This is a genomic window from Mesorhizobium sp. B2-3-14, assembly GCF_006442175.1.
Taxonomy (GTDB): domain Bacteria; phylum Pseudomonadota; class Alphaproteobacteria; order Rhizobiales; family Rhizobiaceae; genus Mesorhizobium; species Mesorhizobium australicum.
In genome coordinates, this window is the sequence record NZ_VFVP01000004.1 from 462030 (window position 1) to 487824 (window position 25795).

At 62.8% G+C, this 25795-nt stretch carries 28 protein-coding genes; 7 read left to right on the forward strand and 21 right to left on the reverse strand.

All coding sequences use genetic code 11. The annotated features are described in order from the left end of the window. Window positions 1-279: 279 nt before the first annotated feature. From FJ950_RS14050 to FJ950_RS14060, 3 genes are read right to left on the reverse strand one after another with little or no spacing between them, the layout of a single operon-like run. Entirely contained in the window at window positions 280-1440 is a 1161-nt protein-coding gene (locus FJ950_RS14050) for a M20 aminoacylase family protein (RefSeq protein ID WP_015318452.1), read from the reverse strand. After that, the gene (locus FJ950_RS14055) at window positions 1433-2680 is read right to left on the reverse strand and encodes a Zn-dependent hydrolase (RefSeq protein WP_140617266.1); all 1248 of its coding nucleotides are present in this window, start codon (window positions 2678-2680) and stop codon (window positions 1433-1435) included. Before FJ950_RS14055 ends, FJ950_RS14050 begins: the two co-directional genes overlap by 8 nt. A 14-nt stretch (window positions 2681-2694) precedes the next feature. Beyond that, a complete protein-coding gene (locus tag FJ950_RS14060) occupies window positions 2695-3903 on the reverse strand; it encodes a diaminopropionate ammonia-lyase (RefSeq protein WP_140617188.1) in 1209 nt (402 codons plus the stop codon). Between the two features lie 104 nt (window positions 3904-4007). Here FJ950_RS14060 and FJ950_RS14065 point away from each other — a divergent pair, with 104 nt between their 5' ends. Next, on the forward strand, window positions 4008-4487 hold the full coding sequence (locus FJ950_RS14065) for an Lrp/AsnC family transcriptional regulator (protein ID WP_140617189.1): 480 nt from the start codon (window positions 4008-4010) through the stop codon (window positions 4485-4487). Between the two features lie 61 nt (window positions 4488-4548). Continuing rightward, a complete protein-coding gene (locus FJ950_RS14070) occupies window positions 4549-5691 on the forward strand; it encodes an NAD(P)/FAD-dependent oxidoreductase (RefSeq protein WP_140617190.1) in 1143 nt (380 codons plus the stop codon). A 15-nt stretch (window positions 5692-5706) separates the two neighbouring features. Here FJ950_RS14070 and FJ950_RS14075 read toward each other — a convergent pair whose 3' ends face one another. From FJ950_RS14075 to FJ950_RS29515, 7 genes are all read right to left on the reverse strand, one after another. Further along, window positions 5707-6516 carry an agmatinase family protein gene (locus FJ950_RS14075; protein ID WP_140617191.1) on the reverse strand — a complete coding sequence of 270 codons (810 nt, stop codon included), beginning with the start codon at window positions 6514-6516 and terminating at the stop codon, window positions 5707-5709. 59 nt (window positions 6517-6575) lie between these two features. Continuing rightward, a complete protein-coding gene (locus FJ950_RS14080; RefSeq protein ID WP_140617192.1) occupies window positions 6576-8696 on the reverse strand; it encodes a molybdopterin oxidoreductase family protein in 2121 nt (706 codons plus the stop codon). A gap of 211 nt (window positions 8697-8907) precedes the next feature. Continuing rightward, entirely contained in the window at window positions 8908-10785 is a 1878-nt protein-coding gene (locus tag FJ950_RS14085; protein WP_140617193.1) for an ABC-F family ATP-binding cassette domain-containing protein, read from the reverse strand. A 134-nt stretch (window positions 10786-10919) separates the two neighbouring features. Further along, a complete protein-coding gene (locus FJ950_RS14090) occupies window positions 10920-11372 on the reverse strand; it encodes a MucR family transcriptional regulator (protein WP_015318459.1) in 453 nt (150 codons plus the stop codon). 161 nt (window positions 11373-11533) lie between these two features. Next, the gene (locus FJ950_RS14095) at window positions 11534-11737 is read right to left on the reverse strand and encodes a hypothetical protein (RefSeq protein WP_015318460.1); all 204 of its coding nucleotides are present in this window, start codon (window positions 11735-11737) and stop codon (window positions 11534-11536) included. Continuing rightward, a complete protein-coding gene (locus FJ950_RS14100; protein WP_140617194.1) occupies window positions 11730-12656 on the reverse strand; it encodes a DMT family transporter in 927 nt (308 codons plus the stop codon). The genes FJ950_RS14095 and FJ950_RS14100 overlap by 8 nt, the downstream gene beginning before the upstream one ends. 45 nt (window positions 12657-12701) lie before the next feature. Further along, entirely contained in the window at window positions 12702-13535 is an 834-nt protein-coding gene (locus FJ950_RS29515; RefSeq protein ID WP_181166384.1) for a hypothetical protein, read from the reverse strand. A 110-nt stretch (window positions 13536-13645) separates the two neighbouring features. Between FJ950_RS29515 and FJ950_RS14115 the strand changes: the two genes are divergently transcribed. Further along, window positions 13646-14605 (forward strand): LysR substrate-binding domain-containing protein, encoded by a 960-nt coding sequence (locus FJ950_RS14115; protein ID WP_015318463.1) that lies wholly within the window; start codon window positions 13646-13648, stop codon window positions 14603-14605. A gap of 60 nt (window positions 14606-14665) precedes the next feature. Here FJ950_RS14115 and FJ950_RS14120 read toward each other — a convergent pair whose 3' ends face one another. Next, window positions 14666-15178 carry a DinB family protein gene (locus tag FJ950_RS14120; RefSeq protein ID WP_140617195.1) on the reverse strand — a complete coding sequence of 171 codons (513 nt, stop codon included), beginning with the start codon at window positions 15176-15178 and terminating at the stop codon, window positions 14666-14668. A 64-nt stretch (window positions 15179-15242) separates the two neighbouring features. On the opposite strand from FJ950_RS14120, the gene FJ950_RS14125 reads away from it, so the two are divergent. Next, window positions 15243-15935 (forward strand): glutathione S-transferase family protein, encoded by a 693-nt coding sequence (locus tag FJ950_RS14125; protein WP_140617196.1) that lies wholly within the window; start codon window positions 15243-15245, stop codon window positions 15933-15935. A 78-nt stretch (window positions 15936-16013) separates the two neighbouring features. On the opposite strand, the gene FJ950_RS14130 is transcribed toward FJ950_RS14125, so the two are convergent. Next, complete coding sequence (locus tag FJ950_RS14130; RefSeq protein ID WP_140617197.1) at window positions 16014-16286, reverse strand: DUF2934 domain-containing protein; 273 nt, start codon at window positions 16284-16286, stop codon at window positions 16014-16016. Between the two features lie 292 nt (window positions 16287-16578). Here FJ950_RS14130 and ndk point away from each other — a divergent pair, with 292 nt between their 5' ends. Next, window positions 16579-17001: a nucleoside-diphosphate kinase gene (ndk, locus tag FJ950_RS14135; protein ID WP_140617198.1), complete on the forward strand. Its 423-nt coding sequence runs from the start codon at window positions 16579-16581 to the stop codon at window positions 16999-17001. Window positions 17002-17064: 63 nt separating this feature from the next. Here ndk and FJ950_RS14140 read toward each other — a convergent pair whose 3' ends face one another. The 6 genes from FJ950_RS14140 to FJ950_RS14165 form a co-directional block, all read right to left on the reverse strand. Next, on the reverse strand, window positions 17065-17250 hold the full coding sequence (locus FJ950_RS14140; protein WP_140617199.1) for an alpha/beta hydrolase: 186 nt from the start codon (window positions 17248-17250) through the stop codon (window positions 17065-17067). A gap of 4 nt (window positions 17251-17254) precedes the next feature. Continuing rightward, entirely contained in the window at window positions 17255-17737 is a 483-nt protein-coding gene (locus tag FJ950_RS14145) for a molybdenum cofactor biosynthesis protein MoaE (RefSeq protein ID WP_140617200.1), read from the reverse strand. Between the two features lie 5 nt (window positions 17738-17742). Continuing rightward, window positions 17743-18000, reverse strand: a complete 258-nt coding sequence (gene moaD / locus FJ950_RS14150) for a molybdopterin converting factor subunit 1 (RefSeq protein ID WP_140617201.1) — start codon at window positions 17998-18000, stop codon at window positions 17743-17745. 1 nt (window position 18001) lies between these two features. Then, window positions 18002-18598, reverse strand: a complete 597-nt coding sequence (pgsA, locus tag FJ950_RS14155; protein WP_015318470.1) for a CDP-diacylglycerol--glycerol-3-phosphate 3-phosphatidyltransferase — start codon at window positions 18596-18598, stop codon at window positions 18002-18004. Between the two features lie 98 nt (window positions 18599-18696). Then, window positions 18697-20781: an excinuclease ABC subunit UvrC gene (gene uvrC, locus FJ950_RS14160; protein WP_015318471.1), complete on the reverse strand. Its 2085-nt coding sequence runs from the start codon at window positions 20779-20781 to the stop codon at window positions 18697-18699. Further along, on the reverse strand, window positions 20778-21542 hold the full coding sequence (locus tag FJ950_RS14165; protein WP_140617202.1) for an SDR family oxidoreductase: 765 nt from the start codon (window positions 21540-21542) through the stop codon (window positions 20778-20780). The genes uvrC and FJ950_RS14165 overlap by 4 nt, the downstream gene beginning before the upstream one ends. Before the next feature lie 412 nt (window positions 21543-21954). On the opposite strand from FJ950_RS14165, the gene FJ950_RS14170 reads away from it, so the two are divergent. Continuing rightward, window positions 21955-22611, forward strand: a complete 657-nt coding sequence (locus FJ950_RS14170) for an outer membrane protein (RefSeq protein WP_140617203.1) — start codon at window positions 21955-21957, stop codon at window positions 22609-22611. Between the two features lie 60 nt (window positions 22612-22671). Here FJ950_RS14170 and FJ950_RS14175 read toward each other — a convergent pair whose 3' ends face one another. Together FJ950_RS14175 and FJ950_RS14180 are read right to left on the reverse strand one after the other, a co-directional pair. After that, on the reverse strand, window positions 22672-23268 hold the full coding sequence (locus FJ950_RS14175; RefSeq protein WP_140617204.1) for a glutathione S-transferase family protein: 597 nt from the start codon (window positions 23266-23268) through the stop codon (window positions 22672-22674). Window positions 23269-23694: 426 nt separating this feature from the next. Continuing rightward, window positions 23695-24072 carry a hypothetical protein gene (locus FJ950_RS14180; RefSeq protein WP_181171221.1) on the reverse strand — a complete coding sequence of 126 codons (378 nt, stop codon included), beginning with the start codon at window positions 24070-24072 and terminating at the stop codon, window positions 23695-23697. 634 nt (window positions 24073-24706) lie between these two features. Here FJ950_RS14180 and FJ950_RS14185 point away from each other — a divergent pair. Further along, window positions 24707-25018, forward strand: a complete 312-nt coding sequence (locus FJ950_RS14185) for a transcriptional regulator (protein WP_015318476.1) — start codon at window positions 24707-24709, stop codon at window positions 25016-25018. 241 nt (window positions 25019-25259) lie between these two features. On the opposite strand, the gene FJ950_RS14195 is transcribed toward FJ950_RS14185, so the two are convergent. Beyond that, a complete protein-coding gene (locus FJ950_RS14195; protein ID WP_015318477.1) occupies window positions 25260-25712 on the reverse strand; it encodes a hypothetical protein in 453 nt (150 codons plus the stop codon). Window positions 25713-25795: the final 83 nt, after the last annotated feature.

Consider the following 25795-nt stretch of genomic DNA (forward strand, 5'->3'; position numbering starts at 1 on the left):
TGAACCCGCAGCATCCAAAAGCGTGCCACAGCCATGACAGTAAAACCCTAACTTCCGCCGAGCGCGAGCGTTCTAACTTTAACGAAATCTAATTTAGCATGCAGGAGAGAAGGCCGGCGCCGCTTGGGAGGTAATCTGATAGCGCCGGCCAGGCGGATATCAGGTCCGCCGCGTGAGCGAGGCTAGCTGAGTCTTGCCGTAGCGTCATGCCAGATCAAGGATTTCGGCCTTTCCCCGGCGTTTTCCCCCGCTAAATGCCGCGAAAACCCCCCCGGGGGTTCAAGTCCCAAGCCGCTGCCTGGCGATGGCGGCATGGAAACTGGCGCCGAACAACAGCCCGTCGTCGTTGAAGTCGTAACTGGAATTGTGAAGCGGTGCCGAGGCCTCGCCGTTGCCGAGGAAGACGAAGCAGCCCGGCACGTGGTCGAGGAAGCGGGCGAAATCCTCCGACGCCGTCATCGGCTCGCGGGCGACCGCGATATTGCCGCGTTCGAAAACAGTCCCGGCGGCGGCAAAGGCCGCGTCGACCAGTTCGGCATCGTTGCGCAAAGGCACGAATTCCCTGGTGTAGTTGACCTCGGCGGCAACGTTGTAAGCGGTAGCGATGCCTTCGGCGATGATGCGCATCTGGCATTCGATCTTGGCGCTCACCTCGGGGCGGAAGCTGCGCGCGTCGCCAAGGATGCGGGCGATGCCCGGCAGTGCGTTGCGGGTGCCATCGGTGATCAGTTCGGTCACCGAAACCACGGAGATGTCGGCCGGGCTCAGCCGGCGCGAGACGATGGTCTGCAGGTTGGTAACCAGCGCACAGGCGGCGACCAGCGTTTCCTGACCCGAATGCGGCCGCGCAGCGTGACCGCCCAATCCCCTGAGCACGATCTCGAAGACGTCTTCGGCCGACATGACCGGGCCGGCGCGGGTCTCGAAATGTCCGACCGGCAAGCCCGGCATGTTGTGCAGGCCAAAGATCTCGTCGAAGGGAAAGCGCTGCATCAGGCCATCGTCGAGCATCGCCAACGCGCCTTTTCCCCATTCCTCCGCCGGCTGGAAGATGAAGCGCACGGTGCCGTCGAAACCGCCCTCCCCGGCCATGAGCTTGGCCGCACCGAGCAGCATCGCCGTGTGGCCGTCATGGCCGCAGGCATGCATGATTCCGGGATTGCCGGAGCGGTATGGCGCGGTTGATTGCTCTGATATGCGCAGAGCATCCATGTCGGCCCGCAGCGCGATCGCGCGGTTGCCGCTGCCGCGCTTCAAAGTCCCGACGACGCCGGTGCCGCCGACACCCTCGGCGACATCGTCCAGGCCGAATTCGCGCAGCTTGGCGGCGACGAAGGCCGCGGTGCGCTCCTCCTCGAAGCCGAATTCAGGGTGCGCGTGCAGATCATGCCGCCATTCGGTCATCTCCAGCTTCAGCACATCACGATCGATTTCAGCCATCGCCTGATACCTCCTGATCCGCAAGCTGGGCGACGATATCAAGCAGGATGTTGGCGCCGGCGACAAGCTCGGCATCGGCGGTATGTTCGCGCGGATTGTGGCTGATGCCGCCGGCGCTCGGCACGAAAATCATCGCCGCGGGCGCGAGGCGCGCCATCATCTGCGCATCGTGGCCGGCGCCTGAGGTCATGCGCTTGGATGCATACCCGCGCTTCTTCGCGGCAGCTTCGATCAATTCGACAATGCTGATATCGAAGATCACCGGCTCGAAGCGGGCCAGCCGCTCGACCGAGATCGTGACGCCATCATCGGCCGCGAGGTCCTCAAGAAACGCGGCGAGTGAGGCTTCCTCGGCTTGCAGGCGATGCTCGAAAGGGTCGCGCAGATCGACGGTGAAGACGGCGCGCGAGGGAATGACATTGATGGCGTCTGGCTCGAAACGCATCGTGCCGACCGTTGCAACGGTCGGCGTGTTCGAAGCTTTGGCGCGGTCGTGCAGGAACGTGACGACACGCGCGGCCGCATGCCCGGCGTCATTGCGCATCGACATCGGCGTGGTGCCGGCGTGGTTGGCGACGCCGTCTATGGTGATGCGCTGCCAGGAGATGCCTTGCAGGTTTTCCACAGCACCGATCGGCACGCCTTCGCGTTCCAGAACCGGGCCCTGCTCGATATGCAATTCGAGATAGACGTGCGGCTTGAGGAAGCCCGGCTCCTCGTCGCCGGCATAGCCGATGCGGGCCAGTTCCTTTCCCAGCACGCTGCCGTCGGTGCCGACGGCCGCCAGCGCCTCGTCGATCCCGACACCGCCGGCATGGACCAGTGAACCCATCATGTCGGGGGAATAGCGAACCCCTTCCTCGTTGGTGAAGGCGGCGACCGCGAGCGGTCGCGACGGGACAAGAGCCGACGCCTTCAACGTCTCGATCACCTCCAGCCCGGCGAGCACGCCGTAGCAGCCGTCATAAATGCCGGCATCGATGACGGTGTCGATATGCGAGCCGACTAGGATCGGCGCATGGCCGGCATTCTCCGGCACCTGCCAGACGCCGAAGATATTTCCCATGCGATCGATGGCGATTTCGAGACCGGCCTGGCGCAGCCAGCCGACGAAGCGGTCGCGACCCAGCCTGTCGGCGTCGGAGGCGGCCAGCCGCACCAATCTGCCCTCGCCATCACGACCGATGCCGCCGAGCTCGCGGATGCGGCCAAGCAGCCTTTGTGCGTCGATTGAGGTCATTGCATCGATCAAGGTCATGGCGTCGCTCCAGAAAGCACCTTGCCGGCAAGCACATCTGCCGGACTCGTGCCGACGAGTTCGGCATAGCGGCGGGGATCTGTCGCGCCTTCGGTGTTGACGACCAGCACGCGCGAAGTGGCGTCGAGGCCAAGCTCGGCCTTATGATCGGCCATCGCCCGGATCAGCCCGGCAAGGCCGACCCCGCCGCTTTCACCGGCAACGATGGCCGGATCGTTGCCGGCCGGGCGTGCCAGCCGCCGCATCACGGCGATGGCTTCGTCCTCGTCGACGGTCATGAAGGCATCGGCGACGCGTGCCAGCACGCGCCAGGCGACCGGCGAGGCCTCGTAGCATTCGAGCATCGCCATGACTGTCGCCCCGCCATGCGCAATCTTGACCGGGTGCCCGGCCTTGGCGGCGCCGAAAACGCAGGCGGCACGGGCGGGTTCCACCACCGTGAAAACCGGCCTGGCTTCGCCAAGCACGATGGCGAGATGGCCGGCGACCGCCGCCGCGATGCCGCCGACGCCGGCCTGCACGAAGACATGGGTCGGCGGTTCGGATATCTGGCCCAGCGCCTCACGCACGATCGCGGTGTAGCCCTGCATGACGAGGCCCGGAATGCGTTCGTAGCCCGGCCATGACGTATCGGAAACCACCGTCCAGCCCTTCTCCGCGGCGACGCGCGCCGCCTGCCTGACCGAATCGTCGTAATTGCCGTCGACGCGGATCATCTCCGCCCCATAGCGGGCGATGGCCGCGACGCGCCCGTCGCTGACGCCGGCATGGACAAAGATCGCTGCCTTTGCGCCGACAAGCTCGGCGCCTTGCGCGACGGAGCGGCCATGATTGCCGTCGGTAGCACAAGCAACCGTCATGGTCGCCGCGACCGACCGAACTTCGGGCCGATCGAGATCGCCGACATCGACGGAGCGGCCGAGCCGCTTGCTTGCCTCCTCCAGGACCAGGCGGAAGACCGCATAGGCGCCGCCCAGCGCCTTGAAGCTGCCTAGGCCGAGGCGAAAGCCCTCATCCTTGACATGCAAGGTGCCGAGACCGAGTTCGCCAGCCAACGCCGGCAGGGCGTGCAGCGGCGTCGCCAAGTGATTGTCACGGCGGGCAAGGAAACGCTCGACAGTGTCCGCCCCGGCGATGCCGAGGGTTTCGGCATCGGCCTCGTCCAGCGGCTGGCGGTGCAAGGCATGGCGATTGGGCAGGAACATTGGCGGTCTCTCTTTGGGTCATCCAAGACAAGATATTGCAAACCATGCGCAAAAAGCGCCGTAATATGGCTCTCGAAATGCAAGTTTGTTTCGTCAGGAGAGCAATGTCTCAGTCGCCAGCCTCACTCGACAGTTTCGATCTCGCCATCCTCGCCATCCTGCAGCGGGACAACACGACGCCGCAACGGCTGATCGGCGAGGCGGTGAACCTGTCGGCGCCAGCCGTGCAGCGCCGCATCAAGCGCATGGAGCAGACCGGCGTCATTACCGGCAATGTCGCCATTGTCGAGCCGGCGGCCGTCGGCCAGCCGATCACTATCTTCGTCGAGGTGGAGCTCGAGAGCGAACGCACCGAACTGATCGACGAGGCCAAGCGGCAATTCTCGGCGGAGCCGCAAGTACAGCAATGCTATTATGTCACCGGCGAGGCCGACTTTATCCTCGTCATCACCGTGGCCGACATGGGCGCCTACGAGGCGCTGACGCGAAAACTATTCTTCGGCAGCAACAATGTGCGGAAGTTCCGCACCTTCGTCGCCATGGACCGCGTCAAGGTCGGGTTGACGGTGCCCCTGCCTGGATGAGCCGGTGCACCCTTGCCACGTTTCTGACATTCTGGATCGCCAATTGGAGGGGGAGGCGCGCATGGGCGAAACCACGAAAGTCGCGATCATCGGTGCCGGGCCGGCGGGCCTGGCGGTTGCCGCATGTCTTCGCCAGGCCGGGCAGGACTTCGTCATGCTTGAAAAGGAGCAGCAGGCCGCGCCAGCCTGGCGGCGTCACTATGACCGTGTGCATCTGCATACGACCAAGCGTTGCTCCTCGCTGCCCTTCGTTCCCTTCCCAAGGGATTATCCGCGCTATGTGCCGCGCCACCTCGTGGTCGAGTATCTCGACGCCTATGCAAAACGCTTCGCCCTGGAGCCCCGCTTCGGCGAAACGGTGCGGGCGGTCGCCAGGGAGGGCCGCGGTTGGCGGGTGGAATCGACCTCCGGCGCCTTACGCGCTTCGCATGTGGTGATCGCGTCCGGCTACAATGCCGAACCCTTGCTGCCCAGATTTGCCGGCATCGACGCCTTCAAGGGCAAGACGCTGCACAGCGCCGACTATCGCAACGCCGCGCCTTTTGCCGGCCAATCGGTGCTGGTCGTCGGCATGGGCAATACCGGCGCGGAGATTGCGCTCGACCTGGTGGAAGGCGGCGCCCGACCGACGATCTCGGTGCGCGGCGGCGTTCACATCGTCCCGCGCGAACTGTTCGGCGTGCCGATCCAGATGGTCGGCATGGCGACGCGGCTCGGGCCGCAGCGCATCAACGACGCGCTGTTCCCCGTCATCCTCGATCTGGTGCTGGGGAGGCTGGAGAAGTTTGGGCTCAGACGGCCGAAGCAGGGACTGCTGCAGCAGATCGCCCTTGCGTCGCGCATTCCGGTGATCGATGTCGGCACCATCGGCAAGATCCGGGAAGGTGCGATCAAGGTGGCGCCCGACATCGCCGAAATCTCGGAACGGGGCGCCCGTTTTGCGGACGGCAAGCACGGCGAATTCGACGCCATCCTCTTCGCCACCGGCTACCGGCCAGGCTATGCCAGGTTCCTCGAACCCGGCGTGGAGCCCGGCCCCAGCGGCGTCAATGTCCAAGCTTCGGATCTCGGCCTCTATCTGGTCGGCTTTCACAACGCGGTCACCGGGCTGTTGCGCGAAATCGGCATCGAAGCCCAGGCGGTCGCCGATGACATCCGCCAGCGGCAAAACAGGAAAAAAGTGGCCGAAACACTGCCGGTGTGATCCCAAGCCGCGCCCTCAATCCACCGCGGGCGATGTCCTGAGCATCATGCCGGCGATCTCCTTCGTCAGTTTGGCGGCGACAAGCGCCGTCATGTTGGAGAGGTCCTGGCTCGGATTGTATTCAACGATATCAGCGGCAACGATCGGCTGGTTGATGCTTTGAATCAGGTTGATGACCTGCCGCGTCGACAGGCCGCCGGGCTCGCGGTGGGAGACGCCGGGCGCAAAGGCTGGATCGAGCCCGTCGAGATCCATCGAGATATAAACCGGGGTCTTGAGATCAAGCGTCAGGCTTTCGCCGAAATGCGCGGCCTCCTCGACCTCGACGCCAAAGCGCTTGAACTGATCGCGGTGATGGTCGTTCACGGCGCGCAGGCCGATCTGGATCAGCCGGTCGGCTAGCCGTTCCTCCATGATGCGCGCGAAGGGCGAGGTGTGCGAACGCGGATTGTCACCGTAGGCATGATAGATGTCGGGGTGGGCATCGATATGCACGATCGTCAGGCTCGGGTGGCGACGGCGCACCGCGCGCAGCACCGGCCAGGAGATCGCATGGTCGCCGCCAAGGCTGATCAGCGGGTGGCCTGCGTCCAGGGCGCGACCGACTTCGCTTTCGATGCGCTGCCAGGGATCGCCCGGTTGGGTGAAGTCGATGTCGCCATGATCGACGAAGCGGCCGGTCAGGTCGAAGCCGGTCTCGCTCCATGAGGAGTAAGCATCGCTGGTGAGTTCGCGCGTGATGAGAGGTGGCGCCTTGGCCGCACCCTGGAGATAGGATGAATTCTCGTCATGCGGTATTCCCAGAAGCGAAATCGCGCCAGCCATCGACACTCTCCCATTGCGACGGACGAATTGACATCAGGCGCAATCGATAATCGCGGCCGCTATGCACTCAGCTCTTGCGCCCGGCGCAGCCAGACCTTGTTGTCGTGAAAGGCAGCGCCGCCATAGGGTGCGGGGGCGTCGGCGCCGGTCAGTACATTGATGCCCTCGCCGCGCTCATGCGCGCTGTTCGGCCAGATACCTTCGGCGATCACGACGCCGCGCTTGATGCCGCCGAACAGTCTGGCGTGCAGCACCACCTCGCCGCGCATGTTGCCGATCTCGACACGGTCGCCCTCGGCCAGCCCTAGAGCCGCCGCGTCCTCGGGATGCAGCAGGAGTTCCGGGCGGACCTCCTTGGCCTTCGACACCGGTGTTTCGGAAAAGGTCGAGTTGAGGAAGTTGCGCGCCGGCGAGGTCGTCAGCCGGAACGGATGGGCTTCGTCAGCCGCCTCGATCAGGTCAACATGATCAGGAAATTCGGGCAATCGCGCCACCGGGCCGAACAGACCCATGCTCTTCGGCGGCCGGTTCGGAGCCGCCTGGCCGGTCCAGTCGGCGCGAAAACGGAATTTCCCATCCGCATGGCCAAAGCCCCGGATGAAATGCGCCGTGTCGAAATCCGGCTGCAGATCAATCCACTTCTGCTCTTCCAAGCTGGCGAAGCTGCCCAACCCGCGCTTGCCAAGGATGATGTCGATATGCTGCTGCTCGGTCAGCCCGAAGCCCGGCCTGTCGGCGACACCAAGGCGCCCGGCCAGCTGCTCGATGACGAAATGGTTGGTGCGCGGCCCTTCCGGCGGTTCGATCAGCTTGGGGCCGAGCGTGATGTGCTGGTTGCCGCCGCCCTTGTAGATGTCGTCATGCTCGACGAACATCGTCGCCGGCAGCACGACGTCGGCCAGCTTGGCCGTGTCGGTCATGAACTGCTCGTGCACGCAGGTGAACAAATCATCTCGCAGGAAGCCCTGCTTCACCAGCCGCTGCTCGGGCGCGACATTCACCGGATTGGTGTTCTGGATCAGCATCGCCGTCACCGGGGGCCCGCCATAAAGCGCGTCACTGGCGCCGGTCAGCACCGGGCCGATGCGCGAATGGTCGAGATAGCGGATCGAGGGATCGCGCATGCGCGTGCCCTCAAGCACCTCCTGGTTGAGTTTGAAGATGCCGGAATTGGAATGGAAGGCGCCGCCGCCCTCATACTGCCAGGCGCCGGTGACGGCGGCGATGCATGCCGCGGCATGCATGTTGACGGCGCCGTTGCGCTGGCGGGCAAAGCCGTAGCCTAGGCGAAAATAGGTCTTTTTCGTCGCGCCGACGAGGCGCGCGAAGGTCTCGATCTCGGCGACCGTCAAACCAGTAATATCAGCCGCCCATTCCGGCGTGCGGGTAACGAGATGCGCCTCCAGGCCCGTCGGATCGTCCGTGTATTTCTGCAGATAGGCGCGGTCGGCCAGGCCCTCGCGAAACAGGACATGCATGACCGCACAAGCGAGCGCGCCGTCGGTGCCGGGCTTCAGGACCAGACCGATGTCGGCCTGCTTCATCGTCGCATTCTCATAGACGTCGATGACCACGATCTTCGCGCCGCGTTCCTTGCGCGCCTTGATGGCGTGGGTCATCACATTGACCTGCGTGACCACGGCGTTGGTGCCCCAGATCACCACGCAGTCGGATTTCGCCATCTCGCGCGGGTCCGGTCCGCGCAGCGCGCCTGCCCCCATCATCCAGCCGGTCCAGGCGAGATTGGTGCAGATCGAGCCGAAGAAGCCCGAGTATTTTTTCGCGTGGCGCAACCTCTCGATGCCGTCGCGCTGCACCAGCCCCATCGTGCCGGCATAGTAATAGGGCCAGACCGTCTCCGAGCCGTACTTCGCTTCGGCCGCGTCGAATTTCTCGGCGACGAGATCGAGAGCGGCCTCCCAGCTAGATTCCTGCCAGACGCCCTCGCCCTTGGCGCCCTTGCGCACCAGCGGCTTCAGCAGACGATCGGGATGATGGACGCGGTCGGCATAGCGGGCGACCTTGGCGCAGACGACGCCCGACGTGTAGCTGTTGGCCTTGGCGCCATGGACCCGGCCGATGCGGCTGCCGTCGAGCAGTTCGACCTCGAGAGCACAGGTCGACGGGCAATCATGCGGACAGGCCGAATGGCCGATGCGGAGGTTGGCGTGCTGGTTCATGGGAGCAAGCTACCCGTTTATAACGGTCAGGTGTAGGGCCAGATGGCACCTTCCCTTCTCCCCTTGCTGAGAAGGTGGATCGGCGCAATAGCGCCGAGACGTCGAGGGGTGTTCCAGCGGAGTGAGACGCTGGCGTTTCCAGGCATACCCTTCATCCGACCTCGCTTCGCGAGGCCACCTTCTCCCAGGGGGAGAAGGTGAAGCGCTCACCCTACTCCGCCGTGCCTTCCTCATATTCGGCCGACATGGTCAGCCATTTTTCCTCGTGGCCTGCCAGCGTCTGCGCAAGCTGCGAGCGCTCCTTGGCGAGCCGCGTCGCGGTCGAGGGATCCTTTTCATAGACCGCCGGATTGGACAGCTCGTCCTCGATGCCGTCGATGCGCTTGCGGATGCGATCCATCAGCGCCTCGGTGGCGCGGATTTCCTTGGCCAGCGGTTCGAAGGCGGCGCGGCGTGCGGCCGCGTCGCGGCGACGGTCGGCTTTTGACGCCTTGTCCGCTTCGCGCTTGCCACGGCGGTCGCTGGAGACGCCGGTGACCAGCGTCTTGTAATCCTCCAGGTCGCCGTCATAGGGATTGACCGCACCGTCCTTGACCAGCCACAGCCGGTCGGCGGTCGCTTCCAGCAGATGGCGGTCGTGCGAAATCAGGATAACGGCGCCGGGAAATTCGTTCAGCGCATGGATCAGCGATTCGCGGCTGTCGATGTCGAGATGGTTGGTCGGTTCGTCGAGGATGAACAGGTTCGGGCCCTCGAAGGCAGACAGGCCCATCAGAAGGCGCGCCTTCTCGCCACCGGACAGGTCCTTGGCGGGCGTATTCATTTTCTCGGTCGTGAGGCCGAACTGGGCAACGCGGCCGCGCACTTTCGATTCCGGCGCCTCCGGCATCAGCCGGCGGACGTGCTCATAGGCATTCTCCTCAGGACGCAGATCGTCGAGCTGGTGCTGGGCGAAGATCGCCACCTTCAAACCCGGCGCCACCGTCATGGTGCCGGTTTCCTGCTTGAGACGACCCGACAGAAGTTTGGCGAAGGTCGACTTGCCGTTGCCATTGGCACCGAGCAGCGCGATGCGATCGTCGGCATCGATACGCAGCGTCATCTTCTTCAGGATCGGCTGACCCTCGGTGTAGCCGACATTGACGTTGTTCAGCGCCACGATCGGCGAGGCCACGGTCTTCACAGGCTCGGGGAAAGAGAACGGCCGTACCGTGTCGTTGACGATGGCCGAGATCGGCTTCATCTTTTCCAACGCCTTGATGCGCGACTGTGCCTGCCTTGCCTTGGAGGCCTTTGCGCGAAAACGCTCGACGAAGGATTCCATGTGCTTGCGGGCGGCCTCCTGCTTAACCCGGCCCTTTTCCTGCAATTCCTTCTGCTCGGTATACTGGCGCTCGAACTGGTCGTAGCCGCCGCGCCAGAACGTCAGCTTCTTCTGGTCGAGATGAACGATCGAATTGACGGCACGGTTGAGCAGATCTCGGTCGTGCGAAATCAGAAGCACCGTGTGCGGATACTTTGAAACATAGTTCTCAAGCCACAACGTCCCTTCAAGGTCGAGATAGTTGGTCGGCTCGTCGAGCAACAGAAGGTCGGGCTCCGAAAACAGCACGGCGGCCAACGCAACGCGCATGCGCCAGCCGCCGGAGAAGGACGAGGCCGGACGGCGCTGCGCGGCGTCGTCGAAGCCTAGGCCGGCCAGGATGGTGGCCGCGCGAGACTCGGCCGAATGGGCGTCGATATCGGCCAGCCGCATGTGGATGTCGGCGATGCGGTGCGGATCGGTGGCGGTCTTTTCCTCTTCGAGGAGCGCGGAACGTTCGAGGTCGGCCTTGAGCACGATCTCGATCAGCGGGTCCTCGGTGCCGGGCGCTTCCTGCGCCACCTGACCGATCCGCGTATTCTTCGGCAGGCTGATCGAACCCGTCTCGGAGGGGAAATCGCCTGTTATGGCCTTGAACAGCGTCGTCTTGCCGGTCCCGTTGCGGCCGACAAGACCGGCCTTGGTGCCGGCCGGCAGGGTGAGCGAGGCGTGGTCGAGAAGCAGGCGCCCCGCCATGCGGAGCGAGAGGTCGTTGATGATAAGCATGGCCGCGCTTTTGCACTGGACATCAACGCTTCGCAAGGCCTTGCGGGCCAGTTGGCCGCACAAGGCCTTGAAACGGCGCCCACAACCGCGCCGTCAGAGCCGCGACAGCGGCCTGCCGTGCAGTCGGCAAGGCCTCAAGCAGCCGCCTTGCCGCGCTTTGTCGTCTTGGCCACGACTGCCGGCGCAGCGGCCGGCTTGCGGCCAAGTCCCGTCGACTTCGCCAACGCCGACCGGGTCGCGGAGTAATTCGGCGCGACCATCGGGTAGTCCGGCGGCAAGCCCCATTTGGCGCGATAGTCGTCAGGGCTCAAACCGTAGTCCGTCCTGAGGTGTCGCTTGAGCGACTTGAACTTCTTTCCGTCCTCCAGGCAGATGATGTAGTCGGGAAACACCGACCTTTTCGGATTCACGGCCGGAACAAGGCTCGGGCTTTCCACGACAGCCGCACCAGCCAGCTTTCGGACCGAGGCGCTGACGCTGGCAATCAAGTCAGGCAGGCCCGAAGCCGGGAGCGGATTGTTGCCTACGTAAGCCGAGACAATATCGGCGGTTAGCTCGATAACGATCTTATCCTCGATATTTGACAATTCTTTCACCCTATTTGCGACAAAGTCGTCTACCCCAGTGAAGACTTTTGTCGATGTATCTCTTTAACCGTGCCCCCAACGGACCCGCCAAGTCCCAAAACGAATCAAGACTTGACGTCAACTACTTTTATGGGAAATCGACGTCGTGCAAATTAGAAAATCTAATACTTGGATACGGCAGACTTGGTCGAGCGGCTGTCAGCCAATATCTCAAGAATACGCTTCCAGCGGGCACAACGCCCGAAATCCTTCTGCTCGATCGCCTTTTCGGCCTTCATCGCGGCGTAAAGTGGTGCCTCGGCGCCAAATTCCTTGATCAGCCAATGCGCTTCCTGCCTGGCGAGACGTTCATTGTCGTCAAACATAATTTTCCGCCTCCGAACGTTCCAGTCCGACCGCGATGCAACTGCCTATGACAAGGACGGCTCCGGCAATGGCTGTCGTCGTCAACCGTTCGCCGGACAAGGTCAGCAGCAATGTCGAAGCGATCGGCGTGAGATAGGCAATGACAGCCACCTTTCCGCTGCCTCCCAGTTTCAGGGCCCGCGACCAGAAGTAATAACCAAGCCCGATGGGGCCGGCACCGAGATAGAGCCCGAGGGCCAGATCCACCCCGGTGGGCCAGGCGACGCCTTCGCGAGCGGACCATATAAGCGTCAAGGCGACGCCAACCAGCGACGATGGCAGCAACAGGCGGTCCGGCGAAGGGGCGAGCCGTCCCACCATCACCGAATAGAAAGCCATGCACAGCGCGGACCCGAATGCGCACAGATAGCCGGCGAGATCACCCTGAAACCAGGTGCGGTCGCGGCCTCCCGAAATCACCAGCGCGACGCCCACGAACCCAAGGGCCGCTGCAAGACCCAGCAAAGCCGGACGCCGGGGATTTTCGAAGGCGATCACGGCCGCGGCAACCATCAAGGGCCAGGTGTAGGCCACGAGATTGGCTTCGATCACCGGCATCGAGGCGAAGGCGATATATTGCAGCACCATGGTGCCGACCAGACCGATGAAGCCGACCGCGAGCGGCACCAGCGCGGTGCTCGCCGTGATTGCCGTGGCTTTCTCCCGGCTCATCAACCGGATGGCCGCGAAGACCAGCGCGGCCCCTACAAATTGCAGGAACTGCACCTGCGACACCGGGTGACTGGCCAGCAGGGATTTGCCGACCAGCGCATTTGTCGACCACAACGCCACCGCGCCGGTGGCGAAGACCAGCGCGGACATCGAGCCTGATCCATGCCGAAAGAAGCGCCATGGGGCTCTATCTCTGCGCTCGACCATGATCCTGTCCGAAAACCGGCTCCCTTTTTTCCGGATCATGGATCGTTACCATGATTCCCTGGCCCCACCCGGAACCGGTGCTTCGGCCGGGGCCGGCGTCGGATGTTCCGCCTCGAACCGGCGATAGGCCGGCAGCTGATTGGTCCACACGTCCTCGGCCAGTTCATTGACCCATTCGCGGTCGTGATCGTTGTCGGCGGCAAGGTAAAACATCCTGTTGTCGTCGACATAGGGCTTGGCCACGGAGCGCTGGTTGAGCACCAGGGTGACGCGTTCGCCGAACTGGATCGGCGCCGTGCGGTGCAGGACGCCGAGGAACTGCCCGAGCGTCGCATATCTCATCTTGTGATCGATGCGCATGATACGGTTGCGCGGAATCTCGCGGCCGGATTCGAGAATGGCGCGGCCGGTCTCGGAATCATCGCAATAGATTTCGAGATGGCCGCCGACCAGCGGATCGCTGATCGACAGCGGAATGAGTTCGGTGACCGGAACGCCGTCGCAATGCCATTCGACGGCGCCATCCCTGGGGTTCATGAAGGTGACGGTGGAACCTACGATCGACAGCGGATAGGGTTCCAGCTTCGTGCCCATCATGTCGGACAGGCGCTCCAGGCGCAACTTGTCGTTCAGCAACTCCTTGATTTCGGGTATGAAACGGTCGGCGCCTGTGATGAAGGTCAGATCGAGGTGCTTGTGCACGGCATGGCTGGCCTTGAGCTTCAGGGCGGCCTCCTCGATCGCAGCAAGCAGTGCCGGATCATAGCCGTGCAGATACTGCGCAACGCCGAAGCTCGACACCTTCCAGGCGGTTTCGTGGCCGATAATGGCCTCGCGGCTCATCGCATAGCGCAATTCGGGTATCGTATGTGCGTTCATTGTACTTCTCCAAGTGGGGGCAAACACTTGGTTAACAGTCAATTAAATTAGCTCCCCCTGTAAAATTAGGAATGCTAGTGCTACCGTAAGCCAAGCTTAAGGTCGAAACCGTGCGTCTGCTCAGTCAGGTCAACCTCAATTCGCTGAAAATCGTGGAGAGTGCTGCGAGGCACGGCAATTTCACGCGTGCCGGAGAAGAACAGTTCATCACCGCATCGGCGGTCAGCCAGCGCGTCAAGAGCCTGGAGGACCAGCTGCGTTTCAAGATTTTCCAACGCGGCGGCAATGCGGTATCGCTGACACCGGAGGGCGAGACCTATGTCTCGCGCGTTCGCGAGGCGCTGGAGCGTATCGTCGCCGCCAGCATGGAAGCGACAGGGCAATCACAGGAACATGTGCTGAAAATATCCGTGCTGCCGACATTTGCCGCGCGCTGGCTGTTTCCGCGCCTGCCGCTGTTCCAGCAGCAACATCCCGATATCGTGATGCGGGTTTCGACCTCGTACGCGACGCATGAGTTCACGACTTCCGAATTCGATCTGGAAATCCGCTATGGCGACGGCCATTTCAACGGACTGCCGTCCGACCTGCTGTTTCGGGAAGACCTGACCCCGGTGTGCAACCGCAAACTGTTCCATGAGGTTCTCGGCGACAAGCCGGTGTCAAAGGTGACGCCGGACGACCTCAAGCACTTCACGCTGCTGCATTCCGACACCTGCACCCAGAACTGGCAATCCTGGCTTGGTTTCGCCGGGGCTAGTTTTGTGCTCAGCGAGACCAAAAGCATCTATTTCGACTCGTGCATGATGTCCTACGAGGCGGCCAATGCCGGAATGGGTTTTGCCGTCGCCAACCGTGCCTATATGGCCAGCGACATCCGCGCCGAGAGGCTGGTCGCTCCCTTTGCCGTCCACCATCCGAACACGGCCGGCTGGTATTTCGTCTCGCCCCACAAGAGCCTTGCCGCGCGCAAGGTGCTGCGGTTCAAGCAATGGGTGATGGCGGAAGCGGCTCTGACACAGAGCCAATTGGATGGCGAAGTCACCGGCCTGGCTTCGGCGGCTGTGTAAAAATGCGGCGATAGTCCGCGCCAACCGTTCGCCGTCGAATTTAGAACGAAACCATCTGGATCAGGCGAAAGCCCTGCCCTCCTCGGTGCGCTGGAAATGCGCCAGATCCAGCGGCACTGACGGGCGACCCAGGACCGTCAGGATCATATGCGCCTGGCCGCGGTGATGGGTCTGGTGGTTGAAGACATGAGCCAGCGCGGGCGCCAGGCGTTGCGAGACGGTGCGCATGTCCGATACGGTCATATAGGTGAAACGACCCGACAGCGCCTTGTCGCTCAAGCCGCTGAGCCAGTCGATAATCCGCCGGTCCTCGGCCTCGCGCGCTGTCCTCAGGACAGGCAAGGCCCGGTACAATATAGCGTCCAATGTCGTTGGCGCGGCGCCTTCGCCGGTGAAGCGCTTCATCCAGATGCGATCGGCGGCGAGCAGGTGGTTGAGCGTGCCCATCAGCGAGCCGAAAAAGACGCCGACGTCGCGATTGAATTCCTCGTCGTTGAGATCGTCGGCGGCATCGTAGATGCGGCCATTGGCCCATTGATTGTATGCCGCAAACATCATGAAGTGCTGTTTCATTTTTTCCCGCCGGTCCGTTTCGGGTGTCGGGAGCGATACCTAGACCGCAAAGGAACCCGCGCCAATGACCATTCTGCTTTACGAACTCGTCGGGCGTGACGAGGGCCGCCCGTTCAGTCCACATTGCTGGAAGGCAACAATGGCGCTGGCCCACAAGGGGCTCGAAATGTCGACCGCGCCGACGCGTTTTCTCGAAGTGCCCGCCGTTGAGGGCGGCGTTTCGAAAACCGTTCCGGTGATCCGCGACGGCGACAAGGTCGTCACCGATTCCTTTGCCATCGCGCTCTATCTCGAAGAGGCCTATCCGGATCGGCCTAGCCTGTTTGGCGGCGAAGGCGGCAAGACGATGGCGCGCTTCATCGAGCGCTGGTCGCAATCGACCATCCACCCTTACGTCACCACGGCGGCGCTCGTCGACCTTCATGCCATGCAAGACGAACAGAATGGCTCGTATTTCCGCCAGAGCCGGGAGCAGCGCTTCGGCAAGCGGCTGGAGGACGTCGTCGCCGCACGCGACGCCGGCCTGGCAACCTTCCGGGCGGCACTGGAACCGCTGCGCTCCATGTTGAGCTACCAGCCATTCATCGGCGGCGCCTCGCCGCTATTTGCCGACTATATCGTCTTCGGCGCATTGCAATGGGCGCGCATCGCATCGCCGTACAAGTTGCTCGAAGACAGCGACGTGGTGGCGCAGTGGTTCACCCGCTGCCTCGACCTGCATGGCGGGCTTGGACGAAAGGTTGCGGCGGCGGCGTGACGCCGCAAAGGCCTTCTATCCGCAGGGCAGATCGAGCCTGTCAGCCTGTTGCGAAAATCAGGGGCCGAACAGCTGACCTTACTTCGCCGCCTTCTTTGGCTTGCTGGCTTTCGGCTTGCTGGCTTTGGCGACGAGCTTTTCTTGCTTGGGCGCGGCTTTTGCCTTGCTGGCGCCAGGTGCCTTCTTGGCCGGCTTCTTGCCCACCGTCGGCTTCCCCGCGTCCTCCCGGTCTACATCGGCTGCCGCCTGGTGCCAATGGCGTTCGTGCTGACCGGCCGGGTGCCCTTCTTCCTGCCAGATCTGATGTGCACGGTTGCGAATGCGCTCCTGACGATCGTCTGTCATGGTCATGTTGTCTCCATTCGGGCCGACTTCAGCGCGGCGCCGACCGGGCGACTATAGCAAGCAAACCGTTGCTGTGCAGCCGTCTGATGCCGACGGCCGACGGGATCAGCCACGGAAGCACCGACCATTCCGGCCCTGCGCTGTCGCTCCGGGCGTTCGTCGTCTGGAAAGTCAAACAATTGGCTTTCCGAACGCTTGGCGGACCACGCCTCACCCGCTCCTCACCCCTCTTGGCAATCAGCCGGGCGGCTTGTATAGAGCCCGCCACTCTCAATTCGAATTCAGACAAGGACGACCCATGGCGCTCGAACGCACTTTTTCCATGATCAAGCCGGACGCGACGCGGCGCAATCTCACCGGCGCCATCACCAAGATGCTGGAAGAGGCCGGCCTGCGCGTTATCGCCTCGCGCCGGGTGTGGATGAGCCGCCGCGAGGCGGAGGGCTTCTACGCCGTCCACAAGGAGCGCCCGTTCTTCGGCGAACTGGTGGACTCCATGTCCTCGGGCCCGACCGTCGTGCAGGTGCTGGAAGGTGAGAACGCCATCGCCAGGAACCGCGAAGTGATGGGCGCCACCAATCCGGCCAACGCTGCCGAAGACACCATCCGCAAGGTGCATGCGCTCTCGATCGGTGAGAATTCGGTGCACGGCTCGGATGCGCCGGAAACGGCCGCGCAGGAGATCAAGTACTGGTTCTCGGATACCGAGATCGTCGGCTGAGCCGACACTGCACATTCCAGGCGAGAAGGCCGGTGTTTCGCCGGCCTTTTTCTTTGCTGGCGCTCAACTCTCGCGCACGAATCGCAGCACATCGGCATGCAGCCGATCCATATGGGTGTACATGAGGCCATGCGGCGCGCCCTCGTAAATGAGGAAACGGCAGTCCGGAATGAGCCTAGCGGACGGAATGCCCGTCAGCTCGATGGGCGCCGAGCGGTCGCGGTTGCCATGGACGAGCAAGGTCGGCACGGTATTATTCGGATGGCGGCCGCTTCCAGCGCTGGGCTGCCTGGGCATCGGTTTCCTTGGCCTCGACCCAGCCGCCCTCGGAGCCGTCGGTGCGATGTTCCTTCTTCCAGAAGGGTGCACGCGACTTGAGGTAGTCCATCAGGAAGTCCGCCGCCTCGAACGCCGCCTGGCGGTGCGCCGAAGCGGCTACCACCAGCACGATGTTCTCTCCCGGCGCGATCTTGCCATGGCGATGGATGACGGTGAGACCTTGCAGCGGCCAGCGCTCGCTGGCTTCGGTTGCGATGCGGCCGATCTCGGCTTCAGCCATGCCCGGATAGTGCTCGAGTTCGAGTGCCGAGAGCGCGCCCTGCTCGTCGCGGCACAGGCCTGAGAAGGTGACCACCGCGCCAATGTCGACGCGGCCTTGCGTCAGTGCGGCGATCTCGGCGGCGACGTCGAAATCCTGGCGCTGAATGCGCACGGTCGCTACCAGGACGGCCGACATGACTGTCAGCCCCCGGTCATCGGCGGGAACAGCGCGATTTCGCGCGCGCCCGATATCTTCTCGCGGTGGTCGACATGTTCCTGGTCGATGGCAACGCGGATCACGTCGGGATACTGCAATGCGTGTTCGTAGCCTTCGCCGCGCGACCGTAGCCAGCGCAAGAGGTCGGCGACCGTCTCTATGCCCACCGGCAGTTCGACATCTTCTTCCGGCGTGCCGATCCGTTCGCGAACCCAGGCAAAGTAGATGAGACGGGTCGTCATCTCACTCGTCCATAATGTGCTTGAGGCCGGCGCGGAAATAGTCGTAGCCGGTGTAGAGCGTCACGAGGGCCGCGATCCACAGCAGCACGAGACCGGTCTGCGTTGTCAGCGGGAAGACCTTGTCGCCGGCCGGCCCCGCCAGCAGGAAAGCGATGGCGACCATCTGAATGGTGGTCTTCCACTTGGCGAGCTGCGTCACCGGCACCGAGACCTTGAGTGCCGCCAGATATTCGCGCAGGCCAGAAACCAGGATTTCGCGGCACAGGATGATGATGGCCGCCCACAGCGACCAGCCGGCGATGCCGGCATGGCGGTCGGTGTCGGCAGCAAGCAGCAAGAGGCACGTGGCGACCAGCAGCTTGTCGGCGATCGGATCGAGCATCTTCCCGATGTTGGAGGTCTGCTGCCAGGCACGCGCAAAATAGCCGTCGAAATAATCGGTAACGGACGCCAGCAGGAAAATGACCAGCGCCGACCAGCGAGCGAAGTCGCTCGATTTCAGATGGCCTTCGAGAAAAAAACACAACACGACCAGCGGCACCGCGACGATACGGGCGTAGGTCAGCATATTAGGCAGGTTGAACGCGCGCTGGGCCATGTCTGGTGGACTCTTTCTGCCTGCGTACTCAAATCAGAAGCTGTTGTAGGGGGTCAACAGGCCAGATTCGACTGGCCAGCTGAAAGTGGCGAATTTTTTCAACTTTCGTGGAAATGATTGTAGACCAACTTGGCGACCTGCTCGGAAATGCCATCGACTTTCCTCAGATCCTCGATCGCGGCGCGGCTGACCGCCTTGGCGGTTCCGAATGCCAGCAGCAGGGCGCGCTTGCGGCCGGGGCCGATGCCGGCGATTTCATCGAGCGGGCTCTTGACCATCTCCTTCTTGCGGCGGGCCCGGTGCGAGCCGATGGCGAAGCGGTGGACCTCGTCGCGCAGCCGCTGGACGAAATAGAGCACGGGGTCGCGAACCGGCAATGAAAACGAGTCCCTGCCCCTGACGAAAAAACGCTCGCGGCCGGCATCGCGGTCCTGCCCCTTGGCGATGCCGATGGCGACGACCCGGTCCTCGATGCCGAGATCCGACAGGATCTTGCGCACCGCCGTCATCTGGCCTTGGCCGCCATCGATCAGGATGACGTCCGGCCATGCCGGGAAGCTGCCGGAAATGTCGTCCTCGATATCATCGCCCGCCTCGGCCGCCATTGCCTCGCCCGCTGCCGCATCCTCAGCCACGGCGACATCGCCATGCTCCTTGAGCAGCCGCGAAAAACGCCGCTCCATCACTTCGCGCATCATGCCGAAATCGTCGCCCGGCGTGATCTCGGTAGAGCGGATGTTGAATTTTCTGTACTGGTTTTTCACAAAGCCTTCCGGCCCGGCGACGACCATGGCGCCGACGGCGTTGGTGCCCATGATGTGCGAATTGTCGTAAACCTCGATGCGCACCGGCGGCTTGGCGAGGCCAAAGGTCTCGGCGAAACCGGCAAGCAACCGCGCTTGCGTCGAGGTTTCGGCCAGCCGACGGCCGAGTGCCTCACGCGCATTCTGCAGGGCGTTGTCGGTCAGGTCCTTCTTCTCGCCGCGCTGCGGCACGGAAATCGCCACCTTGCGGCCGGCGCGGGTCGAGAGCGCCTCGGCCAGCAGTTCCTGGTCCTCGACGGTCTGCGACAAGAGAATGGCACGCGGTGTCGGCTTGTCGTCATAGAACTGCGCCAGGAACGAGCCCAGCACTTCCGATCCCTCCAGCGCCGGATCGGCCTTCGGGAAATAGGCACGGTTGCCCCAGTTCTGGCCGGTGCGGAAGAAAAACACCTGGATGCAGACCTGGCCGCCTTCCTGGTGGATGGCGAACACATCGGCCTCGTCGACGGTCGCCGGGTTGATGCCCTGATGGCTTTGCACGTGCGACAGGGCCGCCAGTCGGTCGCGATAGATGGCGGCGCGCTCGAAATCGAGGTCTTGCGAAGCCTGCTGCATGGCGGCCGAAATCTCGGTCTTCACCTTCTGGCTGCGGCCGGACAAAAAGTCCTTCGCTTCGGCGACCAACTCGGCATAACCCTCATGCGAAATTTCGCCGGTGCACGGACCCGCGCAGCGCTTGATCTGGTAGAGCAGGCATGGCCGCGTGCGGTTCTCGTAGAAAGAATTGGTGCAGCTTCTGAGCAGGAAGGCGCGCTGCAGGGAATTGATGGTGCGGCCGACGGCACCGGCCGAGGCAAAGGGGCCGAAATAGTCGCCCTTGCGCGACCGCGCGCCGCGATGCTTGTAAATGCCGGGCGAGACATGGTCGCCGGTCAAAAGGATATACGGGAACGACTTGTCGTCCCGCATCAGCACATTGAATCGCGGCCGCAAACGCTTGATGAGATTGGCTTCGAGCAGCAGCGCCTCGATCTCGGTGCGGGTGACGACGAATTCCATCGTCGACGTCTCGCGCACCATGCGGCCGATGCGGTTGGTGTGGAATCTGCCTTGCGCGTAGTTGGTGACACGCTTCTTCAGGCTGCGCGCCTTGCCGACGTAGAGCACGTCGCCGGCGGCGTTCATCATCCGGTAGACGCCGGGCGCATTGGGCAGCCGCTTGACCAGTGTCTGAATCACCTCGGCGCCGACCATGCCTTCGGCGTCGCCTGCATGCGGCGTCCAGTCGATGGCCGTGAAGGCGACATCCGGGCCAACCGGTTCGACGATCTCCTCCAGCGCCTCGTCCTCGAGGTCGATTTCGGGAGGAAGATCATCAGCGCCGCCGCGCGCCTTGTTCTTGTGATCCAAAGGACTCATTCCGCCATGCCTGTCACATCGGGCGTCTGCCATGCAAGATGCTGGCCGCCGTCGAGCGCGATCATCTGACCGGTGACCGAGCGCGCCTGCCAGAGATAGCGGATGGTGGCGCCGAATTCCGGCAATTCCGGGCCGCGCCTCAGAATGAGGCCAGCGACCTGCGCGTCAAAATCCGAATCGTCCTGGCGCACATTCTTCAGCGTCGGGCCTGGCCCGATCGCATTGACGCGGATGCGCGGCCCGAGCGCCTGGGCCAACATCTGCGTCTGCGTCCACAATGCCGATTTCGATAGCGCATAGGAAAAATAGCGCGGCGTCGGCCGCCAGACGCGCTGGTCGATGATGTTGACGATCAGCCCCTCCTGCCCTTCCGGCAAGGAACGGGCGAAGTTCTGCGCCAACAGCGCCGGGGTTTTCAGGTGAATGGCAAAATGGCGGTCCCAGGCGCGCCAGTCGAAATCCTCGACGGAATCATCGACGAAGAGCGAAGCATTGTTGACCAGCAGCGAGATTGGACCCAGCGCGGCCTCCGCCTGGCCGACGAGGTCGCCGACGGCATCCATGTCGGTCAGGTCGGCCGCAACCACGGCGGCGCGCCCGCCCGACCGGTTGATCCCCGTGGCCAGCGCATCCGCCGCATCGTGAGAGCGATTGGAATGGATGGCGACCGCAAAGCCATGACTGGCGAGGTCCTCGACAATCGCCTTGCCGATCCGTTTCGCCCCACCGGTCACCAGCGCCACGGCAGTGGCTTTGCTCATAGGTGTCAATCCTCAATTTCGGCCCGAAAACGCGACGCTGGCGAAATATGGCCCGGCATGCGTTAAACGACGTTCGCACCTGGGGCAACATTGTGGCGAAGTGCCCAGTTCGACGTGCCGGGCCCTCTTGGACTCGCAACCGCCGGACCGCAATATAGGTCGCTGGAGTCCTTGCACCAAGCCGCGTGCAGCGCAGCACGAACTTGCTGCTGACATTTCGCTGTTGCGAAGATGCAACGTCAAGGTTCTGCCTCATTCGCGCCGGGGAATGACCCAAGTTCAGGTTCGGTTCAGCCGCATTTTGACACGACATTTGGAACCGACGAACGCCAGATCCGTTTCACCCCCCGGACGGGTCGATGGCGATCGTGAGAAACAAGCCTGTGTCCTGTGGCTTAAGGAGTAAAGAACAATGCAAGCCAATCTCAAATTCGCACGGCCGCTGGCTGTTGCGCTCGGGCTCTTCGCCCTCGGTGGTACCGCTTATGCCGCGGACGTCGTTTCGGAAGAGCCGCCGGCACCCGCTCCGGTTGCCGAACTTCCTGTCGCCTCGTGGGCCGGTCCCTATGCCGGTATCAACCTTGGCTACGGCTTCGGCGGCAAGACCAAGGAAAAGGATTTCGGCGTTTCGACCGACACCAAGGGTTTTGTCGGCAGTGTCTTCGGCGGCTATCAGTGGCAGCAGGAGAACTTCGTGTACGGCGGTGAAGCCGAACTCGGCTACAACGGCGTCAAGGGTGACGACAACGGCATCCACTCCAAGGGCGGCTTCGAAGGCTCGCTGCGTGCCCGTCTCGGCTACGCCGTGACCCCGGAAATCCTGCTCTATGGCACCGGCGGTCTCGCCGGCAAACACCAGAAGGTGGAAGATTCGGTCATTCCTGCCAGCGACACCGCAACCATGCTCGGCTGGACGGCAGGCGTCGGCACCGACATCAAGCTGACCGACAATGTCTTCGGCCGCGTCGAGTATCGCTACACCGACTTCGGCAGCAAGAGCTTCGACGGTATCGGCAAGGTCAAGGCGACCGACAACCGCGTCACCTTCGGCCTCGGTATGAAGTTCTAAGTCGTTCAAGCCACGACACGAAAAGCCGGGCCTCGCGCCCGGCTTTTTTGTGCCGATCGCTCATGCCGGAACCGCGGACTTCAGCTCCGGGAATTTTTCGTCGAAACGCGCCGCCCAGCGGGTCAACCGGCCGCGCCCCTTCTCCCACCGACCGCCAAAGCGGAGCGAGAGATAGCCGAGGCAGGCACGCAATGCCAACTGACCGGCCGTGATCTTCTTCGGCAGCTTTGGCGGATTGGCGTTGAGCAGATCGAGTGCCGCCATGATCTTCGCCCACTGCCGGTCGAGCCAGGGCTGATAGACCATCTCTTCAGGCCGGGTGCGGTGTTCGTAGACCATCGACAGCGCGCAATCGCAGATACCGTCGGCCAGCGCCTCCAGCACTTCCGCTTCCAGACGCTTGTCGGGATTGCGTGGAAACAAGGCGTTCTTCGAAATCCGGTTGAGGTGCTGGGTAATGGCGCGGCTGTCGTGAACCGAACGGCCATCGTCGAGCACCAGCACCGGGATCTTGCCGAGCGGATTGGCGCCGATCAGTTCGGCCGGCCTGTCCTCGGTCTTGACCGGCACCTCATCGAGGGCGATCCCGGCATAGGCCGCTGCCATCCTTACCTTGGAGCTGTAGGGAGAGGCGGACGCGTAGAACAGCTTCGGCATGACCGGTTTCCTGTTTGCAAACATCCAGTGTTGACCGCAGGACTGTCGCGATTAATTGCCAGAGTGCAAAAAAACAGCGGCCAGAAACCGGCTGCGGTTTCCGCCCTGGCATCACGACAAGCCTGATACCGGTACTCTGGAAAGTATCAGCAGGCCACGACAAAAAGCCGCCCGATTCGAACGTGCGCCCACACTTTTCCGGCACCCATGCTTCGCAGGCGCTAAGCGTCACGCCGATACATTCGCCAACCACCGCAAGGAGCAAAAAAGTTGGGCGAGCGAGGCAGCCAACCGGCGCCTCGCTTTGCTTGCCCCTCGGCCCCTTCCCGATGCTCAGCCCAGAGGGCTGAACCCGCTGCCGAACATGCTCCGATCCAGAGCGTCCTTGCCGGATCCCGAAGGACACGCGACGCCCCAACGATCCGTCTACTTCTTGGCCGGAGCCTTCGCCTTCGCAGGCGCTGCCTTTGCCTTCGGCGCTGGGGCTTTCTTCACCGCCGGCTTGGTCGCGGCGGCGGCTGCTTTGGCAGCTGGCTTGGCCGCCGGCTTCTTGGCCGGTGCCGCTTTTGCTGCCGGCCTCGCCGCGGCTTTCGCGGGAGCCGCCTTCTTGGCAGCGGGTTTGGCTGTGGGTTTGGCCGTCGCCTTGGCAGCAGGCTTCTTGGCCGGCGCCGCTTTCGCCGCCGCTTTCGCGGGCGCCGCCTTCTTCACTGCCGGCTTCACGACAGTCTTGGCCGCCGCCGGTTTCTTGGCCGGCGCCTTCGCTGCCGGCTTTGCCGCCGCCTTGGCAGGCGCTGCTTTCTTCACTGCTGTTGCGGCCTTCGCCGCGACTGCTTTTGCGGGTGCTTTCTTTGCCGGTGCCTTGGATGCCGGCGCTTTAGATGACTGCTTAGCCATGTCATGCCCCTTCACGTTATGCCGATGGCCGTGAATGACCCCGGCGCGCAATGCATATCTGACTCGCGTCTCGCTAGCCAGCGAAGCAATGGTATGATTTTCTCAACTTAAATTTTAGTTGCGATCCACACACAATCACACTCATCATCGCAAAAATCCGCTGCTGATCTTCTGACGTCGCCAGCAAATCGATACCGGCATTCCCGATGCGATCTCGCCATCAAGATCCGAAGATTAGCGAGCGGCTTCACGCGTGATCCTTGGCCGTGAACATCATAACCCGCCGCGTCATCGAAGCGATCATCTTTTGCAGGCGCGCGGTTCGCGCGGATCACGAGCGCGATGCGACGGTCGATCTGAAGATCACCTTGTCAAGCATGGCTTGAGCATCGGCTTTCCGACTGACAGAATACTCTGTAGAACAGAGTATTCTGTATGAGATGCGATTGCGCCGTCGGTTTCGGCCATACAGAAGCAAATGGCACCGCAAAATCGCCAAGCCATATGGCGACAACCCAAGGCTTTGCCGCATTGGAGCCTGTTGATGAGCGCCGATGACATTATCCACCAGAGTACACGGCTCAGGATCATGGCCGTCCTGAACATGCTGGAAAGGCGCGAGACCCTGGAGTTCGTCCAGTTGAAAGCCATGATCGAAGTCACCGACGGCAATCTCGGAGCACATCTCGATACGCTGGCCAGAGCTGGCTATGTCGATATTGAAAAGCTTTTCGTCGGACGCCGGCCGCAGACACGGATCAGGGTCACGACGGCCGGGCGGCAGGCCTTTCGCGGTCACATTGCCTTTCTTCGCAAGATCATCGATCAGGCAGAGGCAACGCGTCGCAGAAAATAGCAAAGCGACGAGCCTTGGTTCACCGCCTCACGATACGGCGAGCCGCCCGTCGACAGTTCGACGGCGGCGGAATTGCCGCGTGTTTCGACAAGGAGCGCGTTGTCATCACGGCTGATAGCCGAGACAGATGGCGCCGAGCGCGACGCCGGCGCAGGCGCCGACCCGCCGGGGCGTCAGCGTCTCGCCTGCGCCCCCTTCAGGCCGCAGGCGCGAAAAAGATCGGAAGGAGAACGAGGTGCGTTCAGCGCAGGACGCGGCAACGGCCGTTATAGACCATCCAGCGATCGAAGCCCGAGACGCAGAACTCGACATTGTCGCCGATCGAGGCAAAGCCCTGGCCTTCCTCGATCAGATAGAAGATCGATCGGTCCCGGCCATCCGACAGGCTGACGGTTGCCCGGCAATAGTGACGACCGATCGGCCATTCCTCGCTCGCCTGCTGATAACGGTGCTGGCGAATGTCGCGAAAATCGGTAATGGCGACGTCGGGCAGATGGGGCACGTGATGCACCTGGTAGGAGAACCGATGCGTGATCTTGCTCAGCACCCATGTCTCGCCACAGATGCTGCCATCGTCCTCAGTATAGACGCCGAGGTCGGCCGCCTGGACCGCCCGGGTGACACCGAGAGGCGCGGCAAGGGGCGTGCAGAGCGAAATCAGGGCAGCAAGTGCGGATTTGGCGAAGCGAGTCATGGCAGCCTCTCAAGGTCGATTGCGCGCACTGTGCGGATTCGCTCGGCGGCGGTCAAGCGGTTGCCGAAACAATGGTTTCCAGA

What these genes read in the sequence shown, in the direction of transcription:
- FJ950_RS14175 (WP_140617204.1), bottom strand. Translation starts at nt 23,268, where the DNA reads ATGCCGAAGCTGTTCTACGCGTCCGCCTCTCCCTACAGCTCCAAGGTA.
- FJ950_RS14065 (WP_140617189.1), top strand. Translation starts at nt 4,008, where the DNA reads ATGTCTCAGTCGCCAGCCTCACTCGACAGTTTCGATCTCGCCATCCTC.
- FJ950_RS14145 (WP_140617200.1), bottom strand. Translation starts at nt 17,737, where the DNA reads ATGTCGGCCGTCCTGGTAGCGACCGTGCGCATTCAGCGCCAGGATTTC.
- FJ950_RS14185 (WP_015318476.1), top strand. Translation starts at nt 24,707, where the DNA reads ATGAGCGCCGATGACATTATCCACCAGAGTACACGGCTCAGGATCATG.
- uvrC (WP_015318471.1), bottom strand. Translation starts at nt 20,781, where the DNA reads ATGAGTCCTTTGGATCACAAGAACAAGGCGCGCGGCGGCGCTGATGAT.
- FJ950_RS14095 (WP_015318460.1), bottom strand. Translation starts at nt 11,737, where the DNA reads ATGTTTGACGACAATGAACGTCTCGCCAGGCAGGAAGCGCATTGGCTG.
- FJ950_RS14055 (WP_140617266.1), bottom strand. Translation starts at nt 2,680, where the DNA reads ATGACCTCAATCGACGCACAAAGGCTGCTTGGCCGCATCCGCGAGCTC.
- FJ950_RS14080 (WP_140617192.1), bottom strand. Translation starts at nt 8,696, where the DNA reads ATGAACCAGCACGCCAACCTCCGCATCGGCCATTCGGCCTGTCCGCAT.
- FJ950_RS14070 (WP_140617190.1), top strand. Translation starts at nt 4,549, where the DNA reads ATGGGCGAAACCACGAAAGTCGCGATCATCGGTGCCGGGCCGGCGGGC.
- FJ950_RS14100 (WP_140617194.1), bottom strand. Translation starts at nt 12,656, where the DNA reads ATGGTCGAGCGCAGAGATAGAGCCCCATGGCGCTTCTTTCGGCATGGA.
- FJ950_RS14130 (WP_140617197.1), bottom strand. Translation starts at nt 16,286, where the DNA reads ATGACCATGACAGACGATCGTCAGGAGCGCATTCGCAACCGTGCACAT.
- FJ950_RS14120 (WP_140617195.1), bottom strand. Translation starts at nt 15,178, where the DNA reads ATGAAACAGCACTTCATGATGTTTGCGGCATACAATCAATGGGCCAAT.
- FJ950_RS14195 (WP_015318477.1), bottom strand. Translation starts at nt 25,712, where the DNA reads ATGACTCGCTTCGCCAAATCCGCACTTGCTGCCCTGATTTCGCTCTGC.
- ndk (WP_140617198.1), top strand. Translation starts at nt 16,579, where the DNA reads ATGGCGCTCGAACGCACTTTTTCCATGATCAAGCCGGACGCGACGCGG.
- FJ950_RS14170 (WP_140617203.1), top strand. Translation starts at nt 21,955, where the DNA reads ATGCAAGCCAATCTCAAATTCGCACGGCCGCTGGCTGTTGCGCTCGGG.
- FJ950_RS14075 (WP_140617191.1), bottom strand. Translation starts at nt 6,516, where the DNA reads ATGGCTGGCGCGATTTCGCTTCTGGGAATACCGCATGACGAGAATTCA.
- moaD (WP_140617201.1), bottom strand. Translation starts at nt 18,000, where the DNA reads ATGACGACCCGTCTCATCTACTTTGCCTGGGTTCGCGAACGGATCGGC.
- FJ950_RS14060 (WP_140617188.1), bottom strand. Translation starts at nt 3,903, where the DNA reads ATGTTCCTGCCCAATCGCCATGCCTTGCACCGCCAGCCGCTGGACGAG.
- FJ950_RS14085 (WP_140617193.1), bottom strand. Translation starts at nt 10,785, where the DNA reads ATGCTTATCATCAACGACCTCTCGCTCCGCATGGCGGGGCGCCTGCTT.
- FJ950_RS14050 (WP_015318452.1), bottom strand. Translation starts at nt 1,440, where the DNA reads ATGGCTGAAATCGATCGTGATGTGCTGAAGCTGGAGATGACCGAATGG.
- pgsA (WP_015318470.1), bottom strand. Translation starts at nt 18,598, where the DNA reads ATGGCCCAGCGCGCGTTCAACCTGCCTAATATGCTGACCTACGCCCGT.
- FJ950_RS14165 (WP_140617202.1), bottom strand. Translation starts at nt 21,542, where the DNA reads ATGAGCAAAGCCACTGCCGTGGCGCTGGTGACCGGTGGGGCGAAACGG.
- FJ950_RS29515 (WP_181166384.1), bottom strand. Translation starts at nt 13,535, where the DNA reads ATGAACGCACATACGATACCCGAATTGCGCTATGCGATGAGCCGCGAG.
- FJ950_RS14125 (WP_140617196.1), top strand. Translation starts at nt 15,243, where the DNA reads ATGACCATTCTGCTTTACGAACTCGTCGGGCGTGACGAGGGCCGCCCG.